The 19625-nt window shown below is 67.0% G+C and carries 19 protein-coding genes and 1 pseudogene; 9 read left to right on the plus strand and 11 right to left on the minus strand.

The features are described 5' to 3' along the window. The first annotated feature begins 200 nt into the window (after window positions 1-200). The 3 genes from AB0C34_RS12175 to AB0C34_RS12185 all read left to right on the plus strand — a co-directional run bounded on the left by AB0C34_RS12175 (window position 201) and on the right by AB0C34_RS12185 (window position 2767). Entirely contained in the window at window positions 201-1466 is a 1266-nt protein-coding gene (locus tag AB0C34_RS12175; protein ID WP_357070372.1) for a Rieske 2Fe-2S domain-containing protein, read from the plus strand. Beyond that, window positions 1466-1795, plus strand: coding sequence for a hypothetical protein (locus tag AB0C34_RS12180; RefSeq protein WP_357070374.1), 330 nt, complete (start codon window positions 1466-1468; stop codon window positions 1793-1795). The genes AB0C34_RS12175 and AB0C34_RS12180 overlap by 1 nt, the downstream gene beginning before the upstream one ends. Window positions 1796-1951: 156 nt before the next feature. Beyond that, window positions 1952-2767: an MBL fold metallo-hydrolase gene (locus AB0C34_RS12185; protein ID WP_357070376.1), complete on the plus strand. Its 816-nt coding sequence runs from the start codon at window positions 1952-1954 to the stop codon at window positions 2765-2767. A gap of 32 nt (window positions 2768-2799) precedes the next feature. Here the strand turns inward: AB0C34_RS12185 and AB0C34_RS12190 are convergent, their stop codons facing one another. From AB0C34_RS12190 to AB0C34_RS12205, 4 genes are all read right to left on the minus strand, one after another. Continuing rightward, window positions 2800-3069 (minus strand): hypothetical protein, encoded by a 270-nt coding sequence (locus AB0C34_RS12190; protein ID WP_357070378.1) that lies wholly within the window; start codon window positions 3067-3069, stop codon window positions 2800-2802. After that, window positions 3066-4409 carry a hypothetical protein gene (locus AB0C34_RS12195; RefSeq protein ID WP_357070380.1) on the minus strand — a complete coding sequence of 448 codons (1344 nt, stop codon included), beginning with the start codon at window positions 4407-4409 and terminating at the stop codon, window positions 3066-3068. Before AB0C34_RS12195 ends, AB0C34_RS12190 begins: the two co-directional genes overlap by 4 nt. Window positions 4410-4873: 464 nt before the next feature. Beyond that, window positions 4874-5284, minus strand: a complete 411-nt coding sequence (locus tag AB0C34_RS12200) for a cupin domain-containing protein (RefSeq protein ID WP_357070382.1) — start codon at window positions 5282-5284, stop codon at window positions 4874-4876. Continuing rightward, window positions 5281-6357 (minus strand): saccharopine dehydrogenase NADP-binding domain-containing protein, encoded by a 1077-nt coding sequence (locus AB0C34_RS12205; RefSeq protein WP_357070384.1) that lies wholly within the window; start codon window positions 6355-6357, stop codon window positions 5281-5283. Before AB0C34_RS12205 ends, AB0C34_RS12200 begins: the two co-directional genes overlap by 4 nt. A 97-nt stretch (window positions 6358-6454) precedes the next feature. Between AB0C34_RS12205 and AB0C34_RS12210 the strand changes: the two genes are divergently transcribed. Further along, window positions 6455-7387 carry an AraC family transcriptional regulator gene (locus AB0C34_RS12210; protein WP_357070386.1) on the plus strand — a complete coding sequence of 311 codons (933 nt, stop codon included), beginning with the start codon at window positions 6455-6457 and terminating at the stop codon, window positions 7385-7387. 31 nt (window positions 7388-7418) lie between these two features. On the opposite strand, the gene AB0C34_RS12215 is transcribed toward AB0C34_RS12210, so the two are convergent. From AB0C34_RS12215 to AB0C34_RS12245, 7 genes and pseudogenes are all read right to left on the minus strand, one after another. After that, window positions 7419-8171: a DUF427 domain-containing protein gene (locus AB0C34_RS12215; protein WP_357070388.1), complete on the minus strand. Its 753-nt coding sequence runs from the start codon at window positions 8169-8171 to the stop codon at window positions 7419-7421. Between the two features lie 286 nt (window positions 8172-8457). Further along, a complete protein-coding gene (locus AB0C34_RS12220; protein ID WP_357070390.1) occupies window positions 8458-8931 on the minus strand; it encodes a MarR family transcriptional regulator in 474 nt (157 codons plus the stop codon). A gap of 23 nt (window positions 8932-8954) precedes the next feature. Continuing rightward, window positions 8955-10019 (minus strand): acyl-CoA dehydrogenase family protein, encoded by a 1065-nt coding sequence (locus tag AB0C34_RS12225; RefSeq protein ID WP_357070392.1) that lies wholly within the window; start codon window positions 10017-10019, stop codon window positions 8955-8957. After that, window positions 10016-11017 carry an acyl-CoA dehydrogenase family protein gene (locus AB0C34_RS12230; protein ID WP_357070394.1) on the minus strand — a complete coding sequence of 334 codons (1002 nt, stop codon included), beginning with the start codon at window positions 11015-11017 and terminating at the stop codon, window positions 10016-10018. The genes AB0C34_RS12225 and AB0C34_RS12230 overlap by 4 nt, the downstream gene beginning before the upstream one ends. Beyond that, window positions 11014-12156, minus strand: a complete 1143-nt coding sequence (locus tag AB0C34_RS12235) for an acyl-CoA dehydrogenase family protein (RefSeq protein ID WP_357070396.1) — start codon at window positions 12154-12156, stop codon at window positions 11014-11016. Before AB0C34_RS12235 ends, AB0C34_RS12230 begins: the two co-directional genes overlap by 4 nt. Further along, the gene (locus tag AB0C34_RS12240) at window positions 12156-13079 is read right to left on the minus strand and encodes an enoyl-CoA hydratase (RefSeq protein ID WP_357071304.1); all 924 of its coding nucleotides are present in this window, start codon (window positions 13077-13079) and stop codon (window positions 12156-12158) included. Before AB0C34_RS12240 ends, AB0C34_RS12235 begins: the two co-directional genes overlap by 1 nt. Next, window positions 13080-14624: pseudogene (locus AB0C34_RS12245) on the minus strand (FadD3 family acyl-CoA ligase); the annotation flags it as partial. Between the two features lie 110 nt (window positions 14625-14734). On the opposite strand from AB0C34_RS12245, the gene AB0C34_RS12250 reads away from it, so the two are divergent. The 5 genes from AB0C34_RS12250 to AB0C34_RS12270 all read left to right on the plus strand — a co-directional run bounded on the left by AB0C34_RS12250 (window position 14735) and on the right by AB0C34_RS12270 (window position 19620). Further along, window positions 14735-15949: an acyl-CoA dehydrogenase family protein gene (locus tag AB0C34_RS12250; protein WP_357070398.1), complete on the plus strand. Its 1215-nt coding sequence runs from the start codon at window positions 14735-14737 to the stop codon at window positions 15947-15949. Further along, complete coding sequence (locus tag AB0C34_RS12255) at window positions 15946-16743, plus strand: SDR family oxidoreductase (protein WP_357070400.1); 798 nt, start codon at window positions 15946-15948, stop codon at window positions 16741-16743. The genes AB0C34_RS12250 and AB0C34_RS12255 overlap by 4 nt, the downstream gene beginning before the upstream one ends. A gap of 206 nt (window positions 16744-16949) precedes the next feature. Next, window positions 16950-17762, plus strand: a complete 813-nt coding sequence (locus tag AB0C34_RS12260; RefSeq protein WP_357070402.1) for a hypothetical protein — start codon at window positions 16950-16952, stop codon at window positions 17760-17762. A gap of 35 nt (window positions 17763-17797) precedes the next feature. Then, on the plus strand, window positions 17798-18415 hold the full coding sequence (locus AB0C34_RS12265; protein ID WP_357070404.1) for a TetR/AcrR family transcriptional regulator: 618 nt from the start codon (window positions 17798-17800) through the stop codon (window positions 18413-18415). Between the two features lie 50 nt (window positions 18416-18465). After that, window positions 18466-19620, plus strand: coding sequence for an acetyl-CoA C-acetyltransferase (locus AB0C34_RS12270; protein ID WP_357071307.1), 1155 nt, complete (start codon window positions 18466-18468; stop codon window positions 19618-19620). Window positions 19621-19625: the final 5 nt, after the last annotated feature.

The raw sequence follows: 19625 nt of genomic DNA on the forward strand, positions 1-19625 counted from the left end.
CTCGGGACCCGCTCCTGCCTGGTCGATGGATAACCCGGTAATCTCATTTGCTTCTGAGACTAGAACAGGTTCCTATTTCTGTCGAGAACCTGTGTTCACCCCAGTTCGTTGGTGGACTCATGCAGGAAGTGCGGTGAATCGCTGGCGTCCCGGGCGCTGGTTTTGTAACGTGTTCTAGTACAGAAGGAGGAGGATTCGCCATGGCAATTACCCCACTGCCGCCGAGCGACGGGCCCGCAGGCGGCAGCGTGCCCAACCACGGAGGGGCCCGCGCGGCGGCCGATCCGACGGCGCGCGGCGGTGCGAAGGTCCGGGATCTCGATGTCGGCACCGCACCGAGCCGGTATGCGCGGGGATGGCATTGCCTGGGTCTGGCCACATCGTTCCGGGACGGCAAGCCGCATGCGGTCACCGTGTTCGGAACCAAGCTCGTCGTCTGGGCCGACACCAACGGTGTTCTGCGGGTCCTCGACGCCTACTGCAGGCATATGGGCGGCGACCTGACCATGGGCGAGGTCAAGGGCGACGACATCGCCTGCCCGTTCCACGACTGGCGCTGGTCGGGCAGCAATGGCAAGTGCACCGCGATTCCGTACGCGCGCCGGGTGCCGCCGTTGGCCCGTACCAGGAAGTGGACCACGCTCGAGCGCAACGGTCAGCTGTTCGTCTGGCAGGACCACGAGGGCAGCCAGCCGCCGCCCGAGGTCACCATCCCGCACATCAAGGGCCCCTACACCGACGTGGATGGCAACCCCACCGAGGAACTCGACAGCGGCTGGACCGACTGGACCTGGAACTCGATGCTGATCGAGGGCGCCAACTGTCGCGAGATCATCGACAACGTGGTCGACATGGCCCACTTCTTCTACATCCACTTCGCCTTCCCGACCTATTTCAAGAATGTCTTCGAAGGTCACATCGCCACCCAGTTCCTGGAGACCAAGGGCAGGCCCGACATCGGAATGGCCGCCAAGTACGGCGGCGACACGCTGCTGAAGTCGGAAGCGTCGTACTTCGGGCCGTCCTACATGATCAACCCGCTGGTCAACATCTACAGCGGCTACGAGGTCAAAAGCGTCCTGATCAACTGCCATTATCCGGTCACCCAGGACTCGTTCGTCCTGCAATGGGGTATCACGCTGGAGAAGCCGCGAGGCGTCGACGGCGATATGGCCGACCGACTCGCGGAAAAGATGACCGAGGGCATCAGCGTCGGCTTCCTGCAGGACGTCGAGATCTGGAAGCACAAATCGAAGGTCGAGAACCCGTTGCTGTGCGAGGAAGACGGTCCGGTCTACCAGTTGCGTCGCTGGTATGACCAGTTCTACGTCGACCTGGCCGACGTGACCGAAAAGATGACTCAGCGCTTCGAGTTCGAGGTGGACACCACCAAAGCGAACGAGGTGTGGGAGGCCGAGGTCGCTGACAATCTGCGGCGCAAGCGCGAAGCCGAGGCAAACGCCTGATGGCGACCTGGGCGAAGGCGCCGGATTTCGCCGACCAGCCTGCTCGGCGGGCCGAAGTGCGTGCCCAGACCGTGATCGACAGGCAGCGTTACCTGGAAGACGGCCTGACCCCGCTGCGGTGTCACGCCTGCCGGAGTGAGGTGCTGGTGCGCAAGAGCAGTTCGCACCAGACCTCGGTGCAGTGGCTCGGCGATCCGGCCGAACGCTGCCCGGTTTTCGCCGAACTGAGGGCGAACGGGCTCGGACCGGGCCGTCCTGACTCCTGCCCGAACCTGGAGCGCACCATCGAAGGGGCGGTAGCGGAGGGCGTGCTCGAAATCGCTGAATAACTCAGTGCGGCACGATATTCGGATCATCGAAATGTCGGCCGAAGGCGCGCACGGGCACCGTGCTGTCGCGGCCATGCCCCGATCGGGCTACGTTGGCGGAAACAGACAGACCGGCGTGCCGGATCGGATCCGGCGCCGCAGGAGGGAGTTTCCGCGATGCTGGTTCGGCATCTGGACTGCGCGACGATGTGCCCGATCGGCGGGCGCGCGCTGCTCGGCAACGGTGGCCTACTGACCGGCGCGCTGGTCGGCCACTGCCTGCTCGTCGAGACCGTTGACGGGCTTGTGCTGGTAGACACCGGGTTCGGCATGGCCGATGTGCTCGATGCGAGCAGGCTCGGCGCCGGCGCGGGGCTGCTGCGGCCGCGGTTGCGTCCGGAACAGACCGCGTTGCACCAGATCCGATCGCTCGGCTATCGGCGCGAGGACGTCCGGCATATCGTGTTGACCCACCTAGATCTCGATCACGCGGGTGGGTTGTCCGATTTCCCGGACGCCGCCGTGCACGTCTTCGCCGACGAGCTGGACGCGGCGATCCAGCCTGCGACACTCGGCGAGAAGTTGCGCTATCGGCAGTGCCACTGGGAGCACGGCCCGCGCTGGCTCGCCCACGAAACCGGCGCGGACTCGTGGTTCGGCTTCACCGCGGTACCGGTGCTCGAGGACATCATGTTGATTCCCTTGATCGGACACAGCCGTGGACACAGCGGGGTCGCGGTCCGGCAGAGCGACGGTTGGCTGTTGCACTGCGGCGACGCCTACTTTCATCACCGGCAGCTGTACTCGGCGAAGACACGGCCGCCACTCGGGCTCGGAGTCTTCGAGGTGCTTGCGAGCACCTTGGGCCGGGCACGGGTGGAAAACCTAGAGCGATTGCGCACTCTGCGTGCCGAATTCGGTGACCGTGTGCGGCTGTTCTGCGCGCACGACCCGCACGAATTCGCCGATCTGGCTGCGGTGGCGGTGCGCTGAACTCCCGGGAAGCTCGGTGGGGATCTGTCGAGTCACAGTGCGGTATCCGGCGGCAGAACAGGCTCCCCGGCAACGCCCGGAGGGTCGGCGGAAACCGACTCCGCAACGAACGCACGCCGTGCTGTCATGATCATGTCGGCCGTGACAGCCGGATGGGCCAAGGCGATGGTGACCAGCGCCGCATCGGTATCCGGCCCTAATCCCACGTGCATGCGCAGCGGTCTGCCGGCGACCGCCGCCGCCAATTCGGTCTCGAATGTGTCGTGCTGCTCCGCCGCGGACCGCGCACCGACGAACCTCACGGCTGCGCCGTCGACGATACCCACGCCGTCTCGACGACCAAGCGGTGCAACACCTTCGCGGCCGGACTCGCGTCCCGCCCGTTCAGTTGGACCTCGGTGAACGCATCGGCCAGCGCCATCCCGGGATCGAAACGGCCGCTGTGCAGCCCATAACCACTCAACTGAGCACGCCATCGCTCGAATTCGGCCGTCGGCACGGTGGCCGAGTCTCCCTGTGCTCGAGTACCCCGAATTCGCGTGAACTCGGCGATCAGCACGTCCTGGGCCGCCGGTCTGGCGCGGAAACCCCCTGCGATATCCAGCGCATGTCCGAGTTCGCGGATCACTGTCGAATACACCGGTCGCCGATCCGATCCGCGCGCCAGCTTTCCCGACTGTGTTGCGTTGCGGACGAATTCGATGAACTTTCCCGGGCTGCGGGCGACAGCCGCGTCGAACACGATACGGCGGGTGAACGGCTCCGGACCCGCCGCTCCGGTGACCCAATCCCATTCCAGGCGTGTCGCCGCGTCCGCGGATTCGGCGATCGCGATCTGCCGCACATCGGCATGGGGGTACTGCGTGAGCACATCGTCGAGCGCAGCCGCAAGTTCGCGCACCGTGTTCCGGTCGATACCGGGGGTGTCGAACCCGATGACTTCCAGATCATGGCGCTCGGCTAGTTCCCGCGCGATCCGTATGTTCTCGCCGACGAGTGCGCTATGACTGGCCCATGGGTGATGACCGGTGGATTTCGATTCGGCACGGGGGACCTTCCCCGCCACCTGCTGCGCGGGCCGGCGATCGTGCCGTTCAGGAAAGGGTGGCGCGGACAGTCCCGAAAGGTTCGAGGGCACGCACACTTTGGGCGGAGCGCTGCCGGGCATCGATGCCTGCGGCGGGCTGTGCGATACAGCGGCGTTCGACGGGCTCAGGCCGGACACCCTTTTCGACCACGGCGTATCGGGCGGTTTTCGGGCGGCCGCCTGGACATCGGTGACGACGCGTGTGGAGGTGGCCGGCGTTGCGAAATCAGGTGCGGCCGTCGGTGCGGTGCCTACGAGGGTGAGTTGGGCGCCCGGCCGGCTCTCGCCGCTGCCGTACCCGTCTGTGGCGCCGACCGGATTGCTCGGTCCGGCAGCGTTGTCGGCGAGTCGGCTGATCAGGACAGTCAATTGGTCCGGCGGTGGGTAGTGCTGCCTGGATGTCTGGGCCGCACGGTCGTTATCCCACCAGTTTTCTTCGTGCCCGATCGCGGCTTTCAACTGATCGAGCAGACGCTGTGCTTCGGTGCCGATGTTCTCGAATTCCGCGACCATTGCCCGAAGCTGCTCTTGATCGACCCGCACCGACTGCCCCACACCGCCTCCTAGCGCCTCCCTGTGTCCAATTTCTCATGCCATGCAGATGAATTCTCAACATTGGGAAGTAATTTGTTGGCTCGCTGATTGCCATCGCCGCATGATTTGCCAAATCTTGGCAGTTCAGCGCTTAGGATGCGGAGTTTGCTATTTTGGGGCCGACGCGCTGGCAGTGAACCGCCCTTCCCGGTGCTGGGCATGTATATGGTGATCTTGGTGAATGGCCTGCTTACGCATCTCTAGGTATATTTCGTCGGGTTTTATAGGTGGCGGATTCGGCTATCTGTCGGGTGAAAAAAACGAACAATTATGTTCGCTGTGGAATGGATCTGATCGTCGATGCTGTGTCAGCGGACAAACCGACATGATCACATCGCGCTTTACCCAAAAATGGCCGGAATAAACACCGGCGCGCACGGCCCGGTGCGTGCGCCGAGCCGGCGGTGGTAGCGGTGCGCTGAGTTTCAATCCATTCGGAAGTCGGCGAAGTCGAACCCCGGCGAGACGATGCAGCTGACCAGCGCATAGTTCTCGCCAACCAGTCGAGCTGCCTGGCTGACACTGCCGGGCACCACGACTTGCAGCAACTGTCCGTGCTCCACGTCCGGGCCGAGTATCACCACCTCGCCGCCGATGCTCAGCGCCAGCGGGCCGCCGCGATGCCAGAGCCACAACTCGTCCGAGCGCACCGTGTGTGGTCGCGACTGCTCGCCTGGCAGCAGCAGGAAGTAAATTCCCGTCGCGCTCGCGCGCGGACCGACGTAGCCTTCCGGTACGAATTCCACAGCGCTGCGCCAGGTCTCGCGGTACCAGCCGCCCTCGGGATGTGGGGAGAGATCGAGTGCGACGGCGAGCGGCGGTCGGTTGACGGTCATTGCTCGACTACGCCCGCCGAGCCGTCCTCGATGCGCCAGGTGATTCCGAACGGTGCCAGCGCGTCGAGGAAACCGGTCGCGTCGAAAGCCTCGGCGACCGCGAGCGCCCCCGCTGCCGCCGATCCCTCGGCGAGTCGCATGGCGGTCTCCACCGCCATCAATGCCGAATCGCGGTAGGAATCGACGCCGCTGAGCACGCCACGCACCTTGCGGCCGTCGATACCGAACGCGTCCACGACGAGGTCGTAACTCAGATCGGAGTCGGGTTCGTCGGGCAGGGTCTCGATGATCTCGGCGGTGAATCCGCTGAGTGTGTCGAGGATCGACGTAGCCAGCACTCCCTCGACGTACGAGACGTCCGAGTGGCGCGGGATGGTCAGGACCGCTGGCTGCGGGAACTTGGCGACCGGTGTCGGCCGGGTGTCGCCGGGAAATGTCATCGCGTCGTGGCGTGCGGCAGTGCCGGTCCGCCACTCGCCGTCGGCGTAGTTCCAGCCGCCGCTGCGGAACCAGTGCAGGCTGGCGAGCACCGTCTCGGCGCTACCTTTGGAGCCGTTGCCGCCGCTGTTGCTCAGATGGCTCAGTGTCACCGCAGCCGGTCCGGCGACCCGGCGGGTGGTGAGGTGGCCGAGCAGGTCACCGGGCAGATTGCTGTCGGTGACGCCGGCGACCACGGTCACGCCCGCCGCTTCGGCGCGTGGTCCGAATTCGTCGAAGACCCGCCGTAGGAACAGCTGTTCGCCGGACATGTCGGTGTAATGCGCGCCCGCGTCGATTGCCGCCGTGAGCACCGCCGCCCCGTGATTCACGTACGCGGGCAGGCTGCTGATCACCGCGTCGACGCCGGTGAACGCCGCGACGAGAGCCCTGTGATCGGTCAGTTCCGCAACTCGCACCTCGGCATCCGGCAGGCCCGCGACGGCCGCGGCGGCTCGGATCCGATCGGCATCGCGGCCCACCAGGATTGGGGATGTGCCGCGGCGGCGCAGTTCGGTCAGGAGGTAGCCGCCGGTGTGGCCGGTGGCGCCGTAGACGGCGATGATCCGGGTGGATGTGGCTTTCTGCGATGTCATGGATGCGAATCTATTGCTACATGCGGAGTGGTTGAATGGCCGCAATGCGCAATTGAATGTCTGAAACGCTCAAGTGCGGAGTGTTACGGTAATCGGCGTGGACATTCTGAGCGAGGCTATCGCGGCCATCCGCACCGGCGGCCCGACCTCTGGTCTGTTCATTCGACACGCCCCCTGGGGCCGTCGATATCCCGTAGTCCCGGGCGCGGGCTTCCATGTGGTGCTACAAGGTTCGTGCTGGGTGGTGCCGCCGAACGGCGAACCGATGGCACTCGGCGTCGGTGACGTGTTGTTCATGCCGCGCGGCGCCGATCACGACCTGGTCGACAGCCTGGACAGTCCGGTCACCGAGCGGGCGCTGCCTGGGGAGCCGAGGGAGATCGTCGGGCCCGGCGTGCGGACCGTGCTGCTGTGCGGTGCGTACGAACTCGGCAGACGGCACAGTGTGGTCGGTCGTAGCCATCCGCTCCTGGATGAGCTGCCCGAATTCCTGCATCTCCCAGCGCGTCCCGGTCGGCATCCGGCACTGCGCGGCGCCGTCGATCTGCTGGCCGCCGAGATCGCCGAGCCACGGCCGGGCAGCGACGCCGCGGTGCCCGCGCTGTTGGAGATGCTGCTGCTGTTCATCCTGCGTGCGTGGTTCGACGAGCAGGCTGATGCCCGATCCACCGGCTGGGCAGGCGCTTTCGCCGACCCCGCGGTCGCCGCGGTACTGCGCGCGGTGCATGTGGAACCGGCGAGGGCGTGGACCGTCCCCGAACTCAGCGATGTCGCCGGTGTCTCGCGCGCTACGCTCGCCCGAAGATTCACCGCGACGGTCGGCGAGCCACCCCTGGCGTACGTGACCCGTTGGCGCATGCTCACCGCCGCTCGTCTGCTGCGCGAAACGGACAGCGGGTTGGGCGCGGTGGCCCGCCGAGTCGGCTACGCCTCGGAGTTCGCCTTCGCGAAGGCCTTCAAACGCGAATACGGGCTGGCTCCAGGCCGATACCGTCGCGCCGAGGACAACCCGCCCTTGGTCGCGGTCTGATCGTCGCTCGTGGACGTTTCCGTCGGCCCCGTCAGTTGAACGGGGTGCGTGGTCGTTCTTGAAGTTCGCCGTCGAGGTAGATGTCGACCTTTTCGTTGTAGAAGCAGGTCAATCCGGCGACTTTCTGGCTCTCCGGAAGCGGGGTGCGGTAGCCCCAGACGTAGTCGAGGTACTCCTTGTCGTCGATGCGGACTGTCCAGTAGTCGGCGGTGCCCTTGTACGGGCAACTACTGTGCGTGGCCGACGGGTGCAGCAGATCCATTCGGACGTCGGTCATCGGCAGGTAATACCGTGGCGGCAACCCGGTTTCGAAAAGGATGCGCGGCGAGTGCGAGTCGGCGACGGTCGTGCCGTCGATCTCCACCCGCACATGGCGGGAACTGGCCAGAATGTCGACCCGCGAGTACGGACTGCGTGGGTGGACGTACACCGGCTCGTCCTCTTCGAACCATTCGTCCATCGCGCTCCATTCCAGCCGGACCAGGTCGCGCAATTCGGTGAGCGGTGAATCGAGATACCGCAGTGCTGCTCCGCCGGCCGCGGTGCCATCGACGATGACGTCATAGCCGGTCGCGTCGCCTCGGCTGGGGGAATGCCGGGTGGTCCCGCTCGGTTCGAGCTTCGCGCGCAGATCTGCGACGGGCAGGTAATAGGTCGGATAGTGCGGGTTCTCCCACACGAGCACCGGCCTGACGGTGTCGGCCACCAAGTGCCCGCCCAGATAGACCCGCACCCTCTTATGGCCGGTCTCGACATCGACGCGGCCACGCTTCGATTCGGTCATACCTTTCGACCGTACTCCGCGCAGCGGCCGGCGCCAGTGCCGCGAAAGCGGCGATCGCCAGACCGGCCAGCAACGTCGTCCCGGCCCCCCGAAGCGGCTGAAGTCCACGCCGGTGATCAGCATGGCCGCGCCGGTCACCACCATGTAGCTGCTGAAGCCGATCGGCTCGAGGATCGGGGCCACCGGACGGATCCCCATGGACGCGACACGCTGGTGACCGCGACCGTCCACACGGCCTTCGGCTGCTTGGTGTCCTCATCCACCACACGGGTGCGAGCGAGAGCGCTCAGCGTTGTTCCCTTGGTGTCGGAACATGCTGTGGTGCAGCCAGTTTCAGGATATCCAACAATTCGTGCAGTTCTCCGTCCAACCGTGCGAGCCGCGCGGTGTCGAAACCGGGCAGGTGTGCGCCGATCGCGTTGGCGAAGGCTTGACGGGACCTGGCCAGGCGGGTGCGTCCGGCGGGGGTGAGTTCGACGACGACGGCCCGGGAATCCGCCGCGTCCTTGTGTCGGGTCGCGAATCCCTCCGAGACCAGCTTCCCGATCAGCGCCGTTGCCGCCGGCTGTGAGCATCGGTCGATCCTGGCGAACTCGCTGACCCGCACGGCGCCGTGTTCGTCGAGCACCGCGAGTGCGCGCAACACGGCACGTGGCAGGTCGTCGCCACTGATCACCCCGGCCAGCCGGGTCAGCCGGCCTGTGGTGACGAGAAGGTCGACGACGATGTCGTCCATTGCGTTCGTCTGAGCCCGCTGCACGGCGGTATTCTTACATAAACTAATTATCCATTGAGGGCGGGTTCGGCAGGCGGCCGCCGGGCCGCCCCGAACAACTGGGCATCGCCGTGCGCGCGCTTGAAGAACAAGTGCGCGTCATGCTCCCAGGTGATCGCGATGCCGCCGTGCAACTGGACGGTCTCGGCCGCGATGGTAGTGAGCGCCTCCGAGCAGTGCACCCGGGCGACCCAGACGTCTTCGGCCGCCGAGGGGCTGTTCGTCGCCACGGCGGCCGTCGCGGCCTCCGACACCGACCTGGCGGATTCCAGCAGCACATACATGTCCGCCATGCGGTGCTTGAGCGCCTGGAAGCTGCCGATCACCCGGCCGAACTGCACCCGAGATTTGGTGTATTCCACCGTCATCTCCAGGCAGCGCTCGGCGGCGCCGACCTGCTCGGCAGCTACTGCCGCCCAGGCGATGTCGCGCAACCTGGTGCGGACTGCCATCAGGTCGCCGGAGCCGAGGCGGCGGGCGGGCGCCGCCGCGAAGGTGATCTCGGCGAGCTTGCGGGTGGGGTCCATGGTCGCGGTGGTCCGTCGGGTGACACCTGTCGCGGTGGGCTCCACCTCGAAAAAGCCGGTCGGGGTCACCGCGACCAAGGTGTCGGCGGACATTCCGTCCAGCACGTAGTACGCGGTGCCGGTGACGGTTCCGTTCGTCTCGTGGATGTCCTGCTCATCCCAACCGCCCTCGCTCGCCCAGCAGACCGCGATCGTCCTGGTGCCCTCGGCGACATCGGGCAGCAGCCGCGCGCACGCTTCGGCATCGTCGGACAGCAGCACTGCCTGCGCACCGAGCACCGCCGAGCCCAGCATCGGCACGCCCGCGAGCGTTCGGCCCAGTTCGCCCACCACGGACAGGGATTCGACCAAGCTGGCGCCGAACCCGCCGAACTTCTCCGGAATGGCCAGCGCGCCGACCCCCATCTGCTGGGACAGCAGCCGCCACAGGGCAGGGTCGTAGCCGAGCTCGGTGTCCATCGCCGCGCGGACGGCGGCCGATCCGGCATGCTTGGCCAGCAGCGCCCGCACCGCTGTGGTGAACTCCCGTTGTTCGGGCGTGCTCATGCGGTGCCTCGCAGTGCGTGGGCGATCCGAGCACGATGCAGATCCGGTGTACCCCAGGCGGAACGCAGCGCCGTCACCTTGGTCAGCCACAGCGAGAGGTGGTATTCGGCGGTATAGCCGATTGCCCCGTGCACCTGCAGCGCCGCGCGCGCCGCGCGGTACGCCGCGTCGCCGCAGGCGATCACGGCGGCGGAGACGTCGCGACCGCGGGTCGGTTCGGTCATGGTCAGCGCGGCGCGGTAGACCAGTGGTTCGGCCAGATCCAGTGCGATCAGTACGTCGGCGAGTTTCTGCTTCACCGCCTGGAACTCGCCGATCGGTGTGCCGAACTGCTTGCGCTGCTTGGCGTATTCGACCGCAGCTTGCAGCAACGCGCGTCCCGCGCCGAGCAACTGGGCGCCGCAGGCCAGCGCGCCGGTGTCGAAGCCGACCGCGGCGGCCGCGCGTACCTGCTCGTCCTCGGCGACCACATCGTCGGCGATGACGGCGAACAGCCGGCGGGCGGGATCGACCGAGCGCACCAAGTCGGCGCGATGGCCGGTGCACAGCCGCGCGCCATCGGCGAGCAGCACGACCTCGGCGGTGTCGGCGTCCAGCGCGACGCTACTCCGGTCGGGTGTCGCGAAACTTACGGTGCCCAGCGCGACTCCCTCGGCGAAGCCGGGAAGCCATCGGTCGGCCAGGTTTCGGTCCGGAAGTGCTTGCAGCAGGGCGGGTATCGCGGCCGCGGTCTCCACGATCGGACCCGGCGCAGCAGCCCGTCCGATCTCCTGAAACGCTACGACCAGGTCGATCGGGTCGGCTCCGATGCCGCCGTGCTGCTCGGCGACGGCGAGACCGAGTACACCCACTTCCGCCAGCTGCCGGATCAACGCCCGACCGGGGCGGGGATCGCCGGCGGCCCAGGCCCGCGCGGCGGTCGGCGTGCGGCCCGCGTCGAGCAACTTGCGCAGGCCGGCGCCGAAGTCGGATTGTTCGGGACTGAGCGCGAATCTCATCGGCTGCTTCCCCTCGGTAGTCCGAGCAGCCGCTCGGCGATGATGTTGCGCTGAATCTCGTTGGTACCCGCGTAGATCGGTCCGGACAGCGCGAACAGGTATCCGTCGGTCCACGGCCCGGAACGCTCGGCCGCCCCGCCGAGCACCGCCAGTGCGGTCTCGTGCATGGCGATGTCGAGTTCGGACCAGAACACCTTGGTGAGGGAGGATTCGGCGCCCAACTTGCCGCCTTCGTCGAGCCGGGTGACGGTGCCGAAAGTGTGCAGGCGGTACGCCTCGCTGCCGATCCAGGCGTCGACGACCGCGTCGCGCTGTGCGGTATTGGTGTGGTCGCCCTTGTCCCGCCACAGATCGATCAGCCGCTGCGCGGTGGCGCTGAACCGGCCAGGGCTGCGCAGCGATAAGCCGCGCTCATTGCTGGAGGTACTCATCGCGACCCGCCACCCCTCGCCGGGCGCACCGATCACGTCGCGGTCCGGCACGAACACATCGTCGAGGAAGATTTCGGCGAAACCAGGCTCGCCGTCCAGCTGCGGAATCGGCCGCACCTGTACTCCGTCGGCGGTCAGGGGGAACATCACATAACTGAGGCCCTTGTGCCGCTCGGCCTCCGGGTCGCTGCGGAACAGCCCGAACGCCCAGTCCGCGAACGCCGCGCGCGAACTCCAGGTCTTCTGGCCGCGCAGCAGCCAACCGCCGGTGGTGCGCCGGGCGGTGGAGCGGATACCCGCCAAGTCGCTACCGGCCTCCGGTTCGGACCAGGCCTGTGCCCAGATGTCGTCGCCGCGGGCCATCCGCGGCATGATCCGTTCCAGCTGTTCGCGCGTACCGTGTTCGAACAGCGTCGGCGCCAGCAGGAAGATGCCGTTCTGGCCGACCCGTCCAGGCGCGCCCGCGGCGTAGTACTCCTGCTCGAACAGCACCCACTCCAGTAGCGATGCGCCGCGGCCGCCGAACTCCTCCGGCCAGGCGACCACCGAGAGGTGCGCGTCGGCGAGGGTGCGTTCCCACGCCCGGTGCGCCTCGAAGCCCGCTCTGGTGTCCATCGAGGGCAGCGGTGGGGTGGGTGTGCTCGCGGCGAGGAATTCGCGGACCTCCCGCTGGAATTCCTGGGTCACCAGGTCGAGGTCGAGATCCACTACGTCGTTCCGTTCTGCTTCTGCTCCGCGGTACTCGCCGTGGCTTTCATCGACTCGGCGGTCATGCCGCCCAGCGAATCGGCGCCCACCTCCGCGTTGTGCGCATGCGCGAAGTGGTGCAATCCGAAGACCGAGTCCATGCCCGAACGCATGCCCATCAAGTCTTCGGCCTGGTTGACCGCCTTCTTGGTCAGTGCGAGGCCGAATTGCGGCATGGTGGCGATCTTCTCGGCAAGCGCGAGGGTCGCGGCCTCGAGTTCAGCTCGGGGCACCACCCGGTTGACCATGCCCCACTCCTTGGCCTGCGCGGCACCGAACCGGTCGCCGGTGAACAGGAACTCCTTAGCCGCACGCGGGCCCATCACCCAGGGGTGCGCGAAGTATTCGACGCCCGGAATGCCCATCCGGACAACGGGATCGGAAAAGAACGCATCCTCGGAGGCGATGATCAGGTCGCACACCCAGGCCAGCATGAGTCCGCCCGCGATGCAGGCGCCCTGCACCATGGCGATGGTCGGCTTCGGGATCTCGCGCCAGCGACGGCACATGCCGAGATAGACTTCGAGTTCGCGGGCGAAACGCTGATCGCCGCCGATCCGGTCCACGTGGTCCCACCACAGCGTGGCCTTGTTCTGGTATCGCACATGGTGGTCGCGGCCCGGGGTGCCGATATCGTGCCCAGCGCTGAAGTGTTTCCCGTTGCCTGCCAGAACGATCACCCCTACCTCGGGGTCGTCCACCGCGCGCTCGAAGGCGGCGTCGAGCGCGTAGGTCATCACCGAGTTCTGTGCGTTGCGGTAATCCGGCCGGTTCATCGCGACAATCGCGACCCGCCCGCGACGCTCATAGGTGACGACGTCACCTTCGGGCTGCTGCTGCCCCTGTGCTCCAACGGAATTCACCGGTTCCGACATCGACGACATCTCCTCCCGCAGTTGACGCTTGAGCACTTTCCCGGCGGCGCTGTAGGGCAGTTGGTCACGGAATTCGATGAACCGTGGCACCTTGAAGTTGGCGAGCACGGTGCTGGCGTGCGCGAGCACCTGGTCGCGGGTGAGCGTCGAGCCCGGCTTGCGCACTACATATGCTTTGCCCACCTCGCCCATTCGGTGGTCGGGCACTCCGACGACCGCGGAGTCGGCTACTCCGGCCAGCCGGGCCAGCGCCTGCTCGATCTCGGCCGGGTACACATTGAAGCCGCCGCAGATGTACATGTCCTTGAGCCGATCGGTGATCGCGAGGTACCCGCGTTCGTCGAGCGTGCCGACATCGCCGGTGTGCAACCAGCCGTCGGCGTCGATGGCCTCGGCGGTGCTGTCCGGATCGTCCAGATAGCCGAGCATCACGTTCGGCCCGCGCAGCAAAACCTCGCCTGCCGCGCTGAGGCACAGTTCGAAACCCGCGATGGGTCTGCCGCAGGTGTTCGCGATGGTCTCGGCGTCGTCGTCGGTGCGGCACATGGTGCCGAAGCCCGCGGCCTCGGATAAGCCATAGGCGGTGATGACGACATCGAATTCGAGTTCCGAGCGCATCCGCTCGATCAGCACCACCGGCACCATGGCCGCACCGGTGACGGCCACCCGCAGCGTGCTCAGGTCGTAGCTGTCCCGGTCGGGGAAGTCGAGGATCGACTGATAGATGGTCGGCGGCCCGGGCAGTACCGTGACCTGTGCTGCGGCGACCAAGCGCATCGTCTCCGGCACATCGAATCTCGCCTGCGGGATGATCGTGGCACCGGTGACCACACACGCGAGGATACCCGCCTTGTAGCCGAAGTTGTGGAAGAACGGGCTCACCACGAGATAGCGGTCGTCGCCGCGGAGCGTGGCGCACGCGGCCCAGGCCCGCACCACCGACAGTGCCTGCCGATGCGCGATCAGCGTGCCCTTGCTGCGACCAGTGGTGCCGGAGGTGAACAGGATGTCGGAGATGTCGTCGGGGGCGACCGCGGCCGCACGTTCCTCCGCCGCGTCCACCGGCACCGGTTCGGCGACGGTGGCGAGTTCGGACCAGTCCAGCGCGGCGATGTCGGTGTTCTGCTCGCCCGCCTCGACGGGAATGACGACCACCGTGTCGATGGCGAGGTCCGGCGCGGCAGTGCGCAGTTCGGCCAGGCGGTCGCGGCCGAGAAAGTTCCCCGCGATGAACAGCGCCTTCGCCTCCACCCGGCGGAGCGCGTCGGCGGCTTCGTCGGCGACATAACGGGTGTTCAGCGGCACCAGTGCGGCCCCGACGTAGTGCGCGCCGAGCGCGGCGACGACCCAGTGGTGGGTGTTGGGCGCCCAGATCGCCACTCGGTCGCCCGCCCGCACACCGCGCGCGATGAGCGCCCGCGCCACCTCCTGGACGGCTCCCAGCAGCTGCGTCCAGTCCAGTCGAATCGTGCCGTCGACGACCGCGGGGGTGGTGCCGAACGTGCGGGCGGCGTGCTGCAATGCCCTCGGTGTCGTCTGTGCAGGGGGTGTCACGGTTGTCCTCACCGTCCGTGCGAGCCGCTGATGTCTGTGCTGGATAGATTCCGTGGCTGGATAGATTCGGGGCTCTACAAAGCAAGTGCTTGGTAGGTTATCCTACCGGCGTGGGTGCGATCCAGACCTCAGAATCCGGCACCGCCGCGCCGGACGGGCGGTTTTCCGCGGCGCAAGACGCACAATTCGCCGCCGAGGTGCGCGAGTGGCTGGCGCAGAACCTCGACGGAGAGTTCCGCGGGTTGCGTGGCCTCGGTGGTCCCGGTCGCGAACACGAGGCATTCGACGAACGTCTCGCTTGGGACCGCCACCTTGCCGCCGCGGGGTGGACCTGCCTCGGCTGGCCCGAGCAGTACGGCGGTCGTGCGGCGAGCGTGCGGCGGCAGGTGATCTTCCACGAGGAGTACGCCAAGGCCGACGCGCCCGCTCGGGTGTCCCACGTCGGCGAGGAACTGCTCGGGCCCACCCTGCTCGCCTTCGGCACCCAGGCGCAAAAGGATCGCTTCCTTCCCGGCATCCGCACCGTCGCCGAGCTGTGGTGCCAGGGCTATTCCGAACCCGGCGCCGGGTCGGACCTGGCCGCGATCAGCACGGCGGCACACTTGGACGGCGACGAGTGGTCGATCGACGGGCAGAAGATCTGGACCTCACTGGCGCACGTCGCGGACTGGTGTTTCGTCCTTGCCCGCACCGAGCGCGGCTCGAGCAGGCACAAGGGCCTGTCCTACCTGCTCGTTCCGATGAAACAGCCGGGTATCGATGTGCGTCCGATCCTCCAGTTGACCGGAACCTCGGAGTTCAACGAGGTCTTCTTCGACAACGCGCGCACCGCGGCCGATCTGGTCGTCGGCGCGCCGGGTGCGGGTTGGCGCGTCGCGATGGGCACACTGACCTTCGAGCGCGGCATCTCCACGCTCGGCCAGCAGATCCGGTTCGCGCGCGAGCTGGCCGGCATCGAGGCATTGGCTCGCCGTACCGGCGCGGCCGACGACCCGCTGATCGTCGACCGAATCGACCGCGCCTGGGTCGGACTGCGGGTGCTGCGCGCGCACGCTATGCGCACGATGGAGGGCGCAAACGTCGATGACGGCGGACAGGCATCGGTGGCGAAATTGCTGTGGGCCAGCTGGCATCGCGGTCTCGGCGAGCTGGCTATGGCGGTGCTCGGCGCCCGCGGCCTGGTGGCGGGTGTGGACGACCTCGACGAATGGCAGCGGCTGTACCTGTTCACCCGCGCCGACACCATCTACGGAGGTTCGAACGAAGTGCAGCGCAACATCATTGCCGAGCGAGTGCTCGGCCTGCCGCGCGAGACGCGTCCGTGACCGGGCCGCTGTCGGTCGCCCCCGAGCCTATCCCCGGGCATGGCCTGTTGACCGGACGCTGTGCCGTGATCACCGCCGCCGCGGGGACCGGCATCGGCTCGGCCACCGCGCGCAGGCTGCTCGCCGAAGGCGCCGACGTGGTTGTCTCCGATTGGCACGCGCGGCGTCTCACGGAGACGGCGACCACGCTTGTGGCCGAGTTCCCGCAGCGGCGAGTCGCCTCGATCGTGTGCGATGTCCAGCGCACCGACGAGGTGAACGAACTGGTACGCGGCGCGGCCGAAGTCATGGGCCGGATCGACGTCCTGGTCAACAACGCCGGGCTGGGCGGCGAGACGCCGGTGGTCGACATGACCGACGAGCAGTGGGCCCGGGTCCTGGACATCACCCTGAACGGCACCTTCCGTTGCACCCGCGCCGCACTCGGCTACTTCCGCGACGCGGGCCATGGCGGCGTGATCGTGAACAATGCCAGCGTGCTCGGCTGGCGCGCCCAGCACGGCCAGGCGCACTACGCCGCGGCGAAGGCGGGCGTGATGGCGCTGACCAGGTGCAGCGCGGTGGAGGCCGCCGAACTCGGCGTCCGGATCAACGCGGTAGCGCCGAGCATCGCCAGGCACGCCTTTCTGGACAAGGTCAGCTCGCCCGAACTGCTCGACCGCCTGTCCGAGCGTGAGGCGTTCGGCCGCGCCGCCGAGCCGTGGGAGGTCGCCGCGACGATCGCGATGCTGGCCAGCGACTACACCTCCTACCTGACCGGTGAGGTGGTCTCGGTCAGCAGTCAACGCGCCTGAGCTGTTTCGGCCGAGATGGGTTTCGTCCGCCCGCTTCGGCCTTGGTGACTTTCGGGCAATCGTCGGAATGTCACCCGGGCTGTGTGCCAACCGAGGGTTGCGCGCAGCATTGCGATCGCCTTCCGGCATACCGGCGAAGTCTGACGCAAGGGGGCTGATCAGGAGAAAAAGGCCGCGCCGGACCGGGGTCGGGTGTGCGATGCTGAGTGGGGTCGGATTTCGCACTCGCCAAGGGGGCGGTGGCTATGGACCAGGGTTGCCCATCTGCCCGCGAACAACTGGAACTCGATGTGGTGCGCGAAGTCGTGCTGGCCAGGCGCAGGCTGGACAGCTTGATACGTTCCGCGCTCGCGCTGGGCGCCGAACTCATCGAACACACCTCCGAACACGCGACCGCGATGCGGGCCGCGCAGATCCTGGAGCAGCACGCCGTCGACGAGACCGAGGTCGCACGCGACCCGCGCGGTGCGTTACGCGCCGATCTGCTGCGCGATCGAGAGCGTGCCAGACGTCTCGGGCTCAGCCCCGAGGCTGAAACGTCGGACATCGGGAACACGTCGGACATCGAGCGGTGCATGTCGGACACCGAACAATATCGGCGCAGACAACGTCAGACCGCGCTGTTGTGCGAAGTGCGCGCGGATCTGCTGGCGGTCATCGCGAAATGCCGGAATTTCCGGTTCGACCGGGCGGCCTTCGCCGACGAGATCGCACAGGGTCTGTGCGCTGCCACCGACAAGCTGGTGCTCGGCGCCGATAGGAACACCTACCACGCCTGGCAGCGCGGCATGGTGCTCAAACTGATCGAGGAACCGGTGCGCTACGGCCCACCGCGGGTGATGGCCACCGTCGACGCCGGACCCGATCGTGGCCAACTCACCGTCGAGTGGGACAGCTGCGAGCGCCGTCTCGCGCTCGTCGCGCGGATGGCAAGGGCCGGCCTCTCGCCCGTGGTGATCTGTGATCGGCTGCTGGCCGACCTATCGGTCACGTCGCCGCTACGCTACTCGGCGCGCTGAAAAGCGACTCGACCAAGCAAATGCTTGGTTGTATCATGGGGCCCGTGACCGCACCGGACCCCTCGAAATCAGCCCGCCGCACTGAACTGCTCACCGTGGCGGCCGAGTTGTTCGCCGAGCGGGGATCGCGCGCCACCACCGTGCGTGACATCGCCGACGCGGCCGGGATCCTCTCAGGCAGCCTTTATCATCACTTCGACTCCAAGGAGTCGATGGTCGACGAGATCCTGCGCGGCTTCCTGGACGATCTGTTCGGCCGTTACCGGGAGATCGTGGCCACCGGGTTGAGTTCCCGAGATACCTTGGAAGCCTTGGTACTCGCATCCTACGAGTCGTTCGACCGCTGGCACGCCGCGGTCGCGATCTACCAGGCCGAAGCCAAGCGGCTGCGCCGCACGGAGCGTTTCAGCTACATCGCCGACTACAACCGCGAATTCCGCGAACTCTGGCACCGAATACTGACCAACGGTGTGCAGGACGGCACCTTCCGGCCGGAATTGGATGTCGAACTGGCCTACCGGTTCCTGCGCGACACAGTGTGGGTCGCGGTGCGGTGGTATCGCCCAGGTGGCGCCATCACCGTCGATAATCTCGCGAAGCAGTATCTGACCATCGTGCTAGACGGACTCACCGTCCCTGACCGCACCACGTAGGAGTCCTTTACATGTCAGCACCTTCCGCGTCCCGCCGACCATATGCGCCACTGCGGGACGCCTACGTGATCGATGCGGTACGGACTCCGGTCGGAAAACGCGGCGGGGCGCTGGCCGCTGTGCACCCGGCCGATCTCGGTGCGATCGCATTGCGAGGTCTGTTGGACCGCAACCCGATCGACCCGCAGGACGTGGACGACGTCATCGTGGGTTGCGTCGACAATATCGGCCCGCAGGCCGGCAACATCGGCCGCACCATGTGGCTGACCGCGGGTTACCCGGAACAGGTTCCCGGTGTCACGGTGGACCGGCAGTGTGGGTCCAGCCAGCAGGCCATCAATTTCGCGGCCCAGGCCATCATGAGCGGAACCGCCGAGGTGGTCATCGCGGGCGGCGTGCAGAACATGAGCGCCATCCCGATCTCCGCGGCGATGCTCGCGGGTAAGGAGTACGGGTTCGAGTCGCCGTTCGTCGGCGCGCAGGGCTGGGACCACCGCTATGGCACCGGCGAGGTGTCGCAATTCCACGGCGCCCGATTGATCGCCGAAAAGTGGGGAATCAGCAGGGAAGACATGGAGCGCTGGGCGCTGCGCAGCCACGAGCGGGCGCGCGACGCCATCAAGAACGGTCGCTTCGACAACGAGATCGTGCCGGTCGGCGACTTCTGGATCGACCAAGGCCCGCGCGAGACCAGCCTGGCGAAGATGGCCGCGCTGCCCGCGCTCGTCGACGGCAGCCCCCTCACCGCGGCCGTGGCCAGCCAGATTTCCGATGGCGCGAGCGCCACGCTGCTCGCCTCGGACTGGGCGGTGCGGGAGTACGGCCTGCGGCCCAGGGCCCGCGTCCATCACCTCAGCGCCCGCGGCGCCGACCCGATCTGCATGCTCTCCGCACCGATTCCGGCGACCAAGTGGGCGTTGGAGAAGACCGGCCTCACCATCGACGACATCGACGTGATCGAGATCAACGAGGCCTTCGCGCCGGTCGTGCTGGCCTGGCTGCGGGAGACCGGCGCCGACCAGGAGCGGGTGAACGTGAACGGCGGTGCCATCGCCCTCGGCCACCCGCTGGGCGCAACAGGCGCAAAGCTTTTCGCGACGCTGCTCAACGAGCTGGAGCGAATCGACGGCCGCTACGGATTGCTCACCATTTGCGAGGGCGGCGGTACCGCCAACGTCACCATTATCGAGCGCCTGTCCGAGTGACCCGC

The sequence above is a fragment of the Nocardia sp. NPDC049220 genome (assembly GCF_040647855.1).
GTDB lineage: Bacteria > Actinomycetota > Actinomycetes > Mycobacteriales > Mycobacteriaceae > Nocardia.

Coding starts and splice junctions, on each gene's coding strand:
- AB0C34_RS12240 (WP_357071304.1), bottom strand. CDS start 13,079: ATGTCGTCGATGTCGGAACCGGTGAATTCCGTTGGAGCACAGGGGCAG.
- AB0C34_RS12205 (WP_357070384.1), bottom strand. CDS start 6,357: ATGACATCGCAGAAAGCCACATCCACCCGGATCATCGCCGTCTACGGC.
- AB0C34_RS12175 (WP_357070372.1), top strand. CDS start 201: ATGGCAATTACCCCACTGCCGCCGAGCGACGGGCCCGCAGGCGGCAGC.
- AB0C34_RS12265 (WP_357070404.1), top strand. CDS start 17,798: ATGGGGCCCGTGACCGCACCGGACCCCTCGAAATCAGCCCGCCGCACT.
- AB0C34_RS12185 (WP_357070376.1), top strand. CDS start 1,952: ATGCTGGTTCGGCATCTGGACTGCGCGACGATGTGCCCGATCGGCGGG.
- AB0C34_RS12200 (WP_357070382.1), bottom strand. CDS start 5,284: ATGACCGTCAACCGACCGCCGCTCGCCGTCGCACTCGATCTCTCCCCA.
- AB0C34_RS12215 (WP_357070388.1), bottom strand. CDS start 8,171: ATGACCGAATCGAAGCGTGGCCGCGTCGATGTCGAGACCGGCCATAAG.
- AB0C34_RS12180 (WP_357070374.1), top strand. CDS start 1,466: ATGGCGACCTGGGCGAAGGCGCCGGATTTCGCCGACCAGCCTGCTCGG.
- AB0C34_RS12230 (WP_357070394.1), bottom strand. CDS start 11,017: ATGAGATTCGCGCTCAGTCCCGAACAATCCGACTTCGGCGCCGGCCTG.
- AB0C34_RS12225 (WP_357070392.1), bottom strand. CDS start 10,019: ATGAGCACGCCCGAACAACGGGAGTTCACCACAGCGGTGCGGGCGCTG.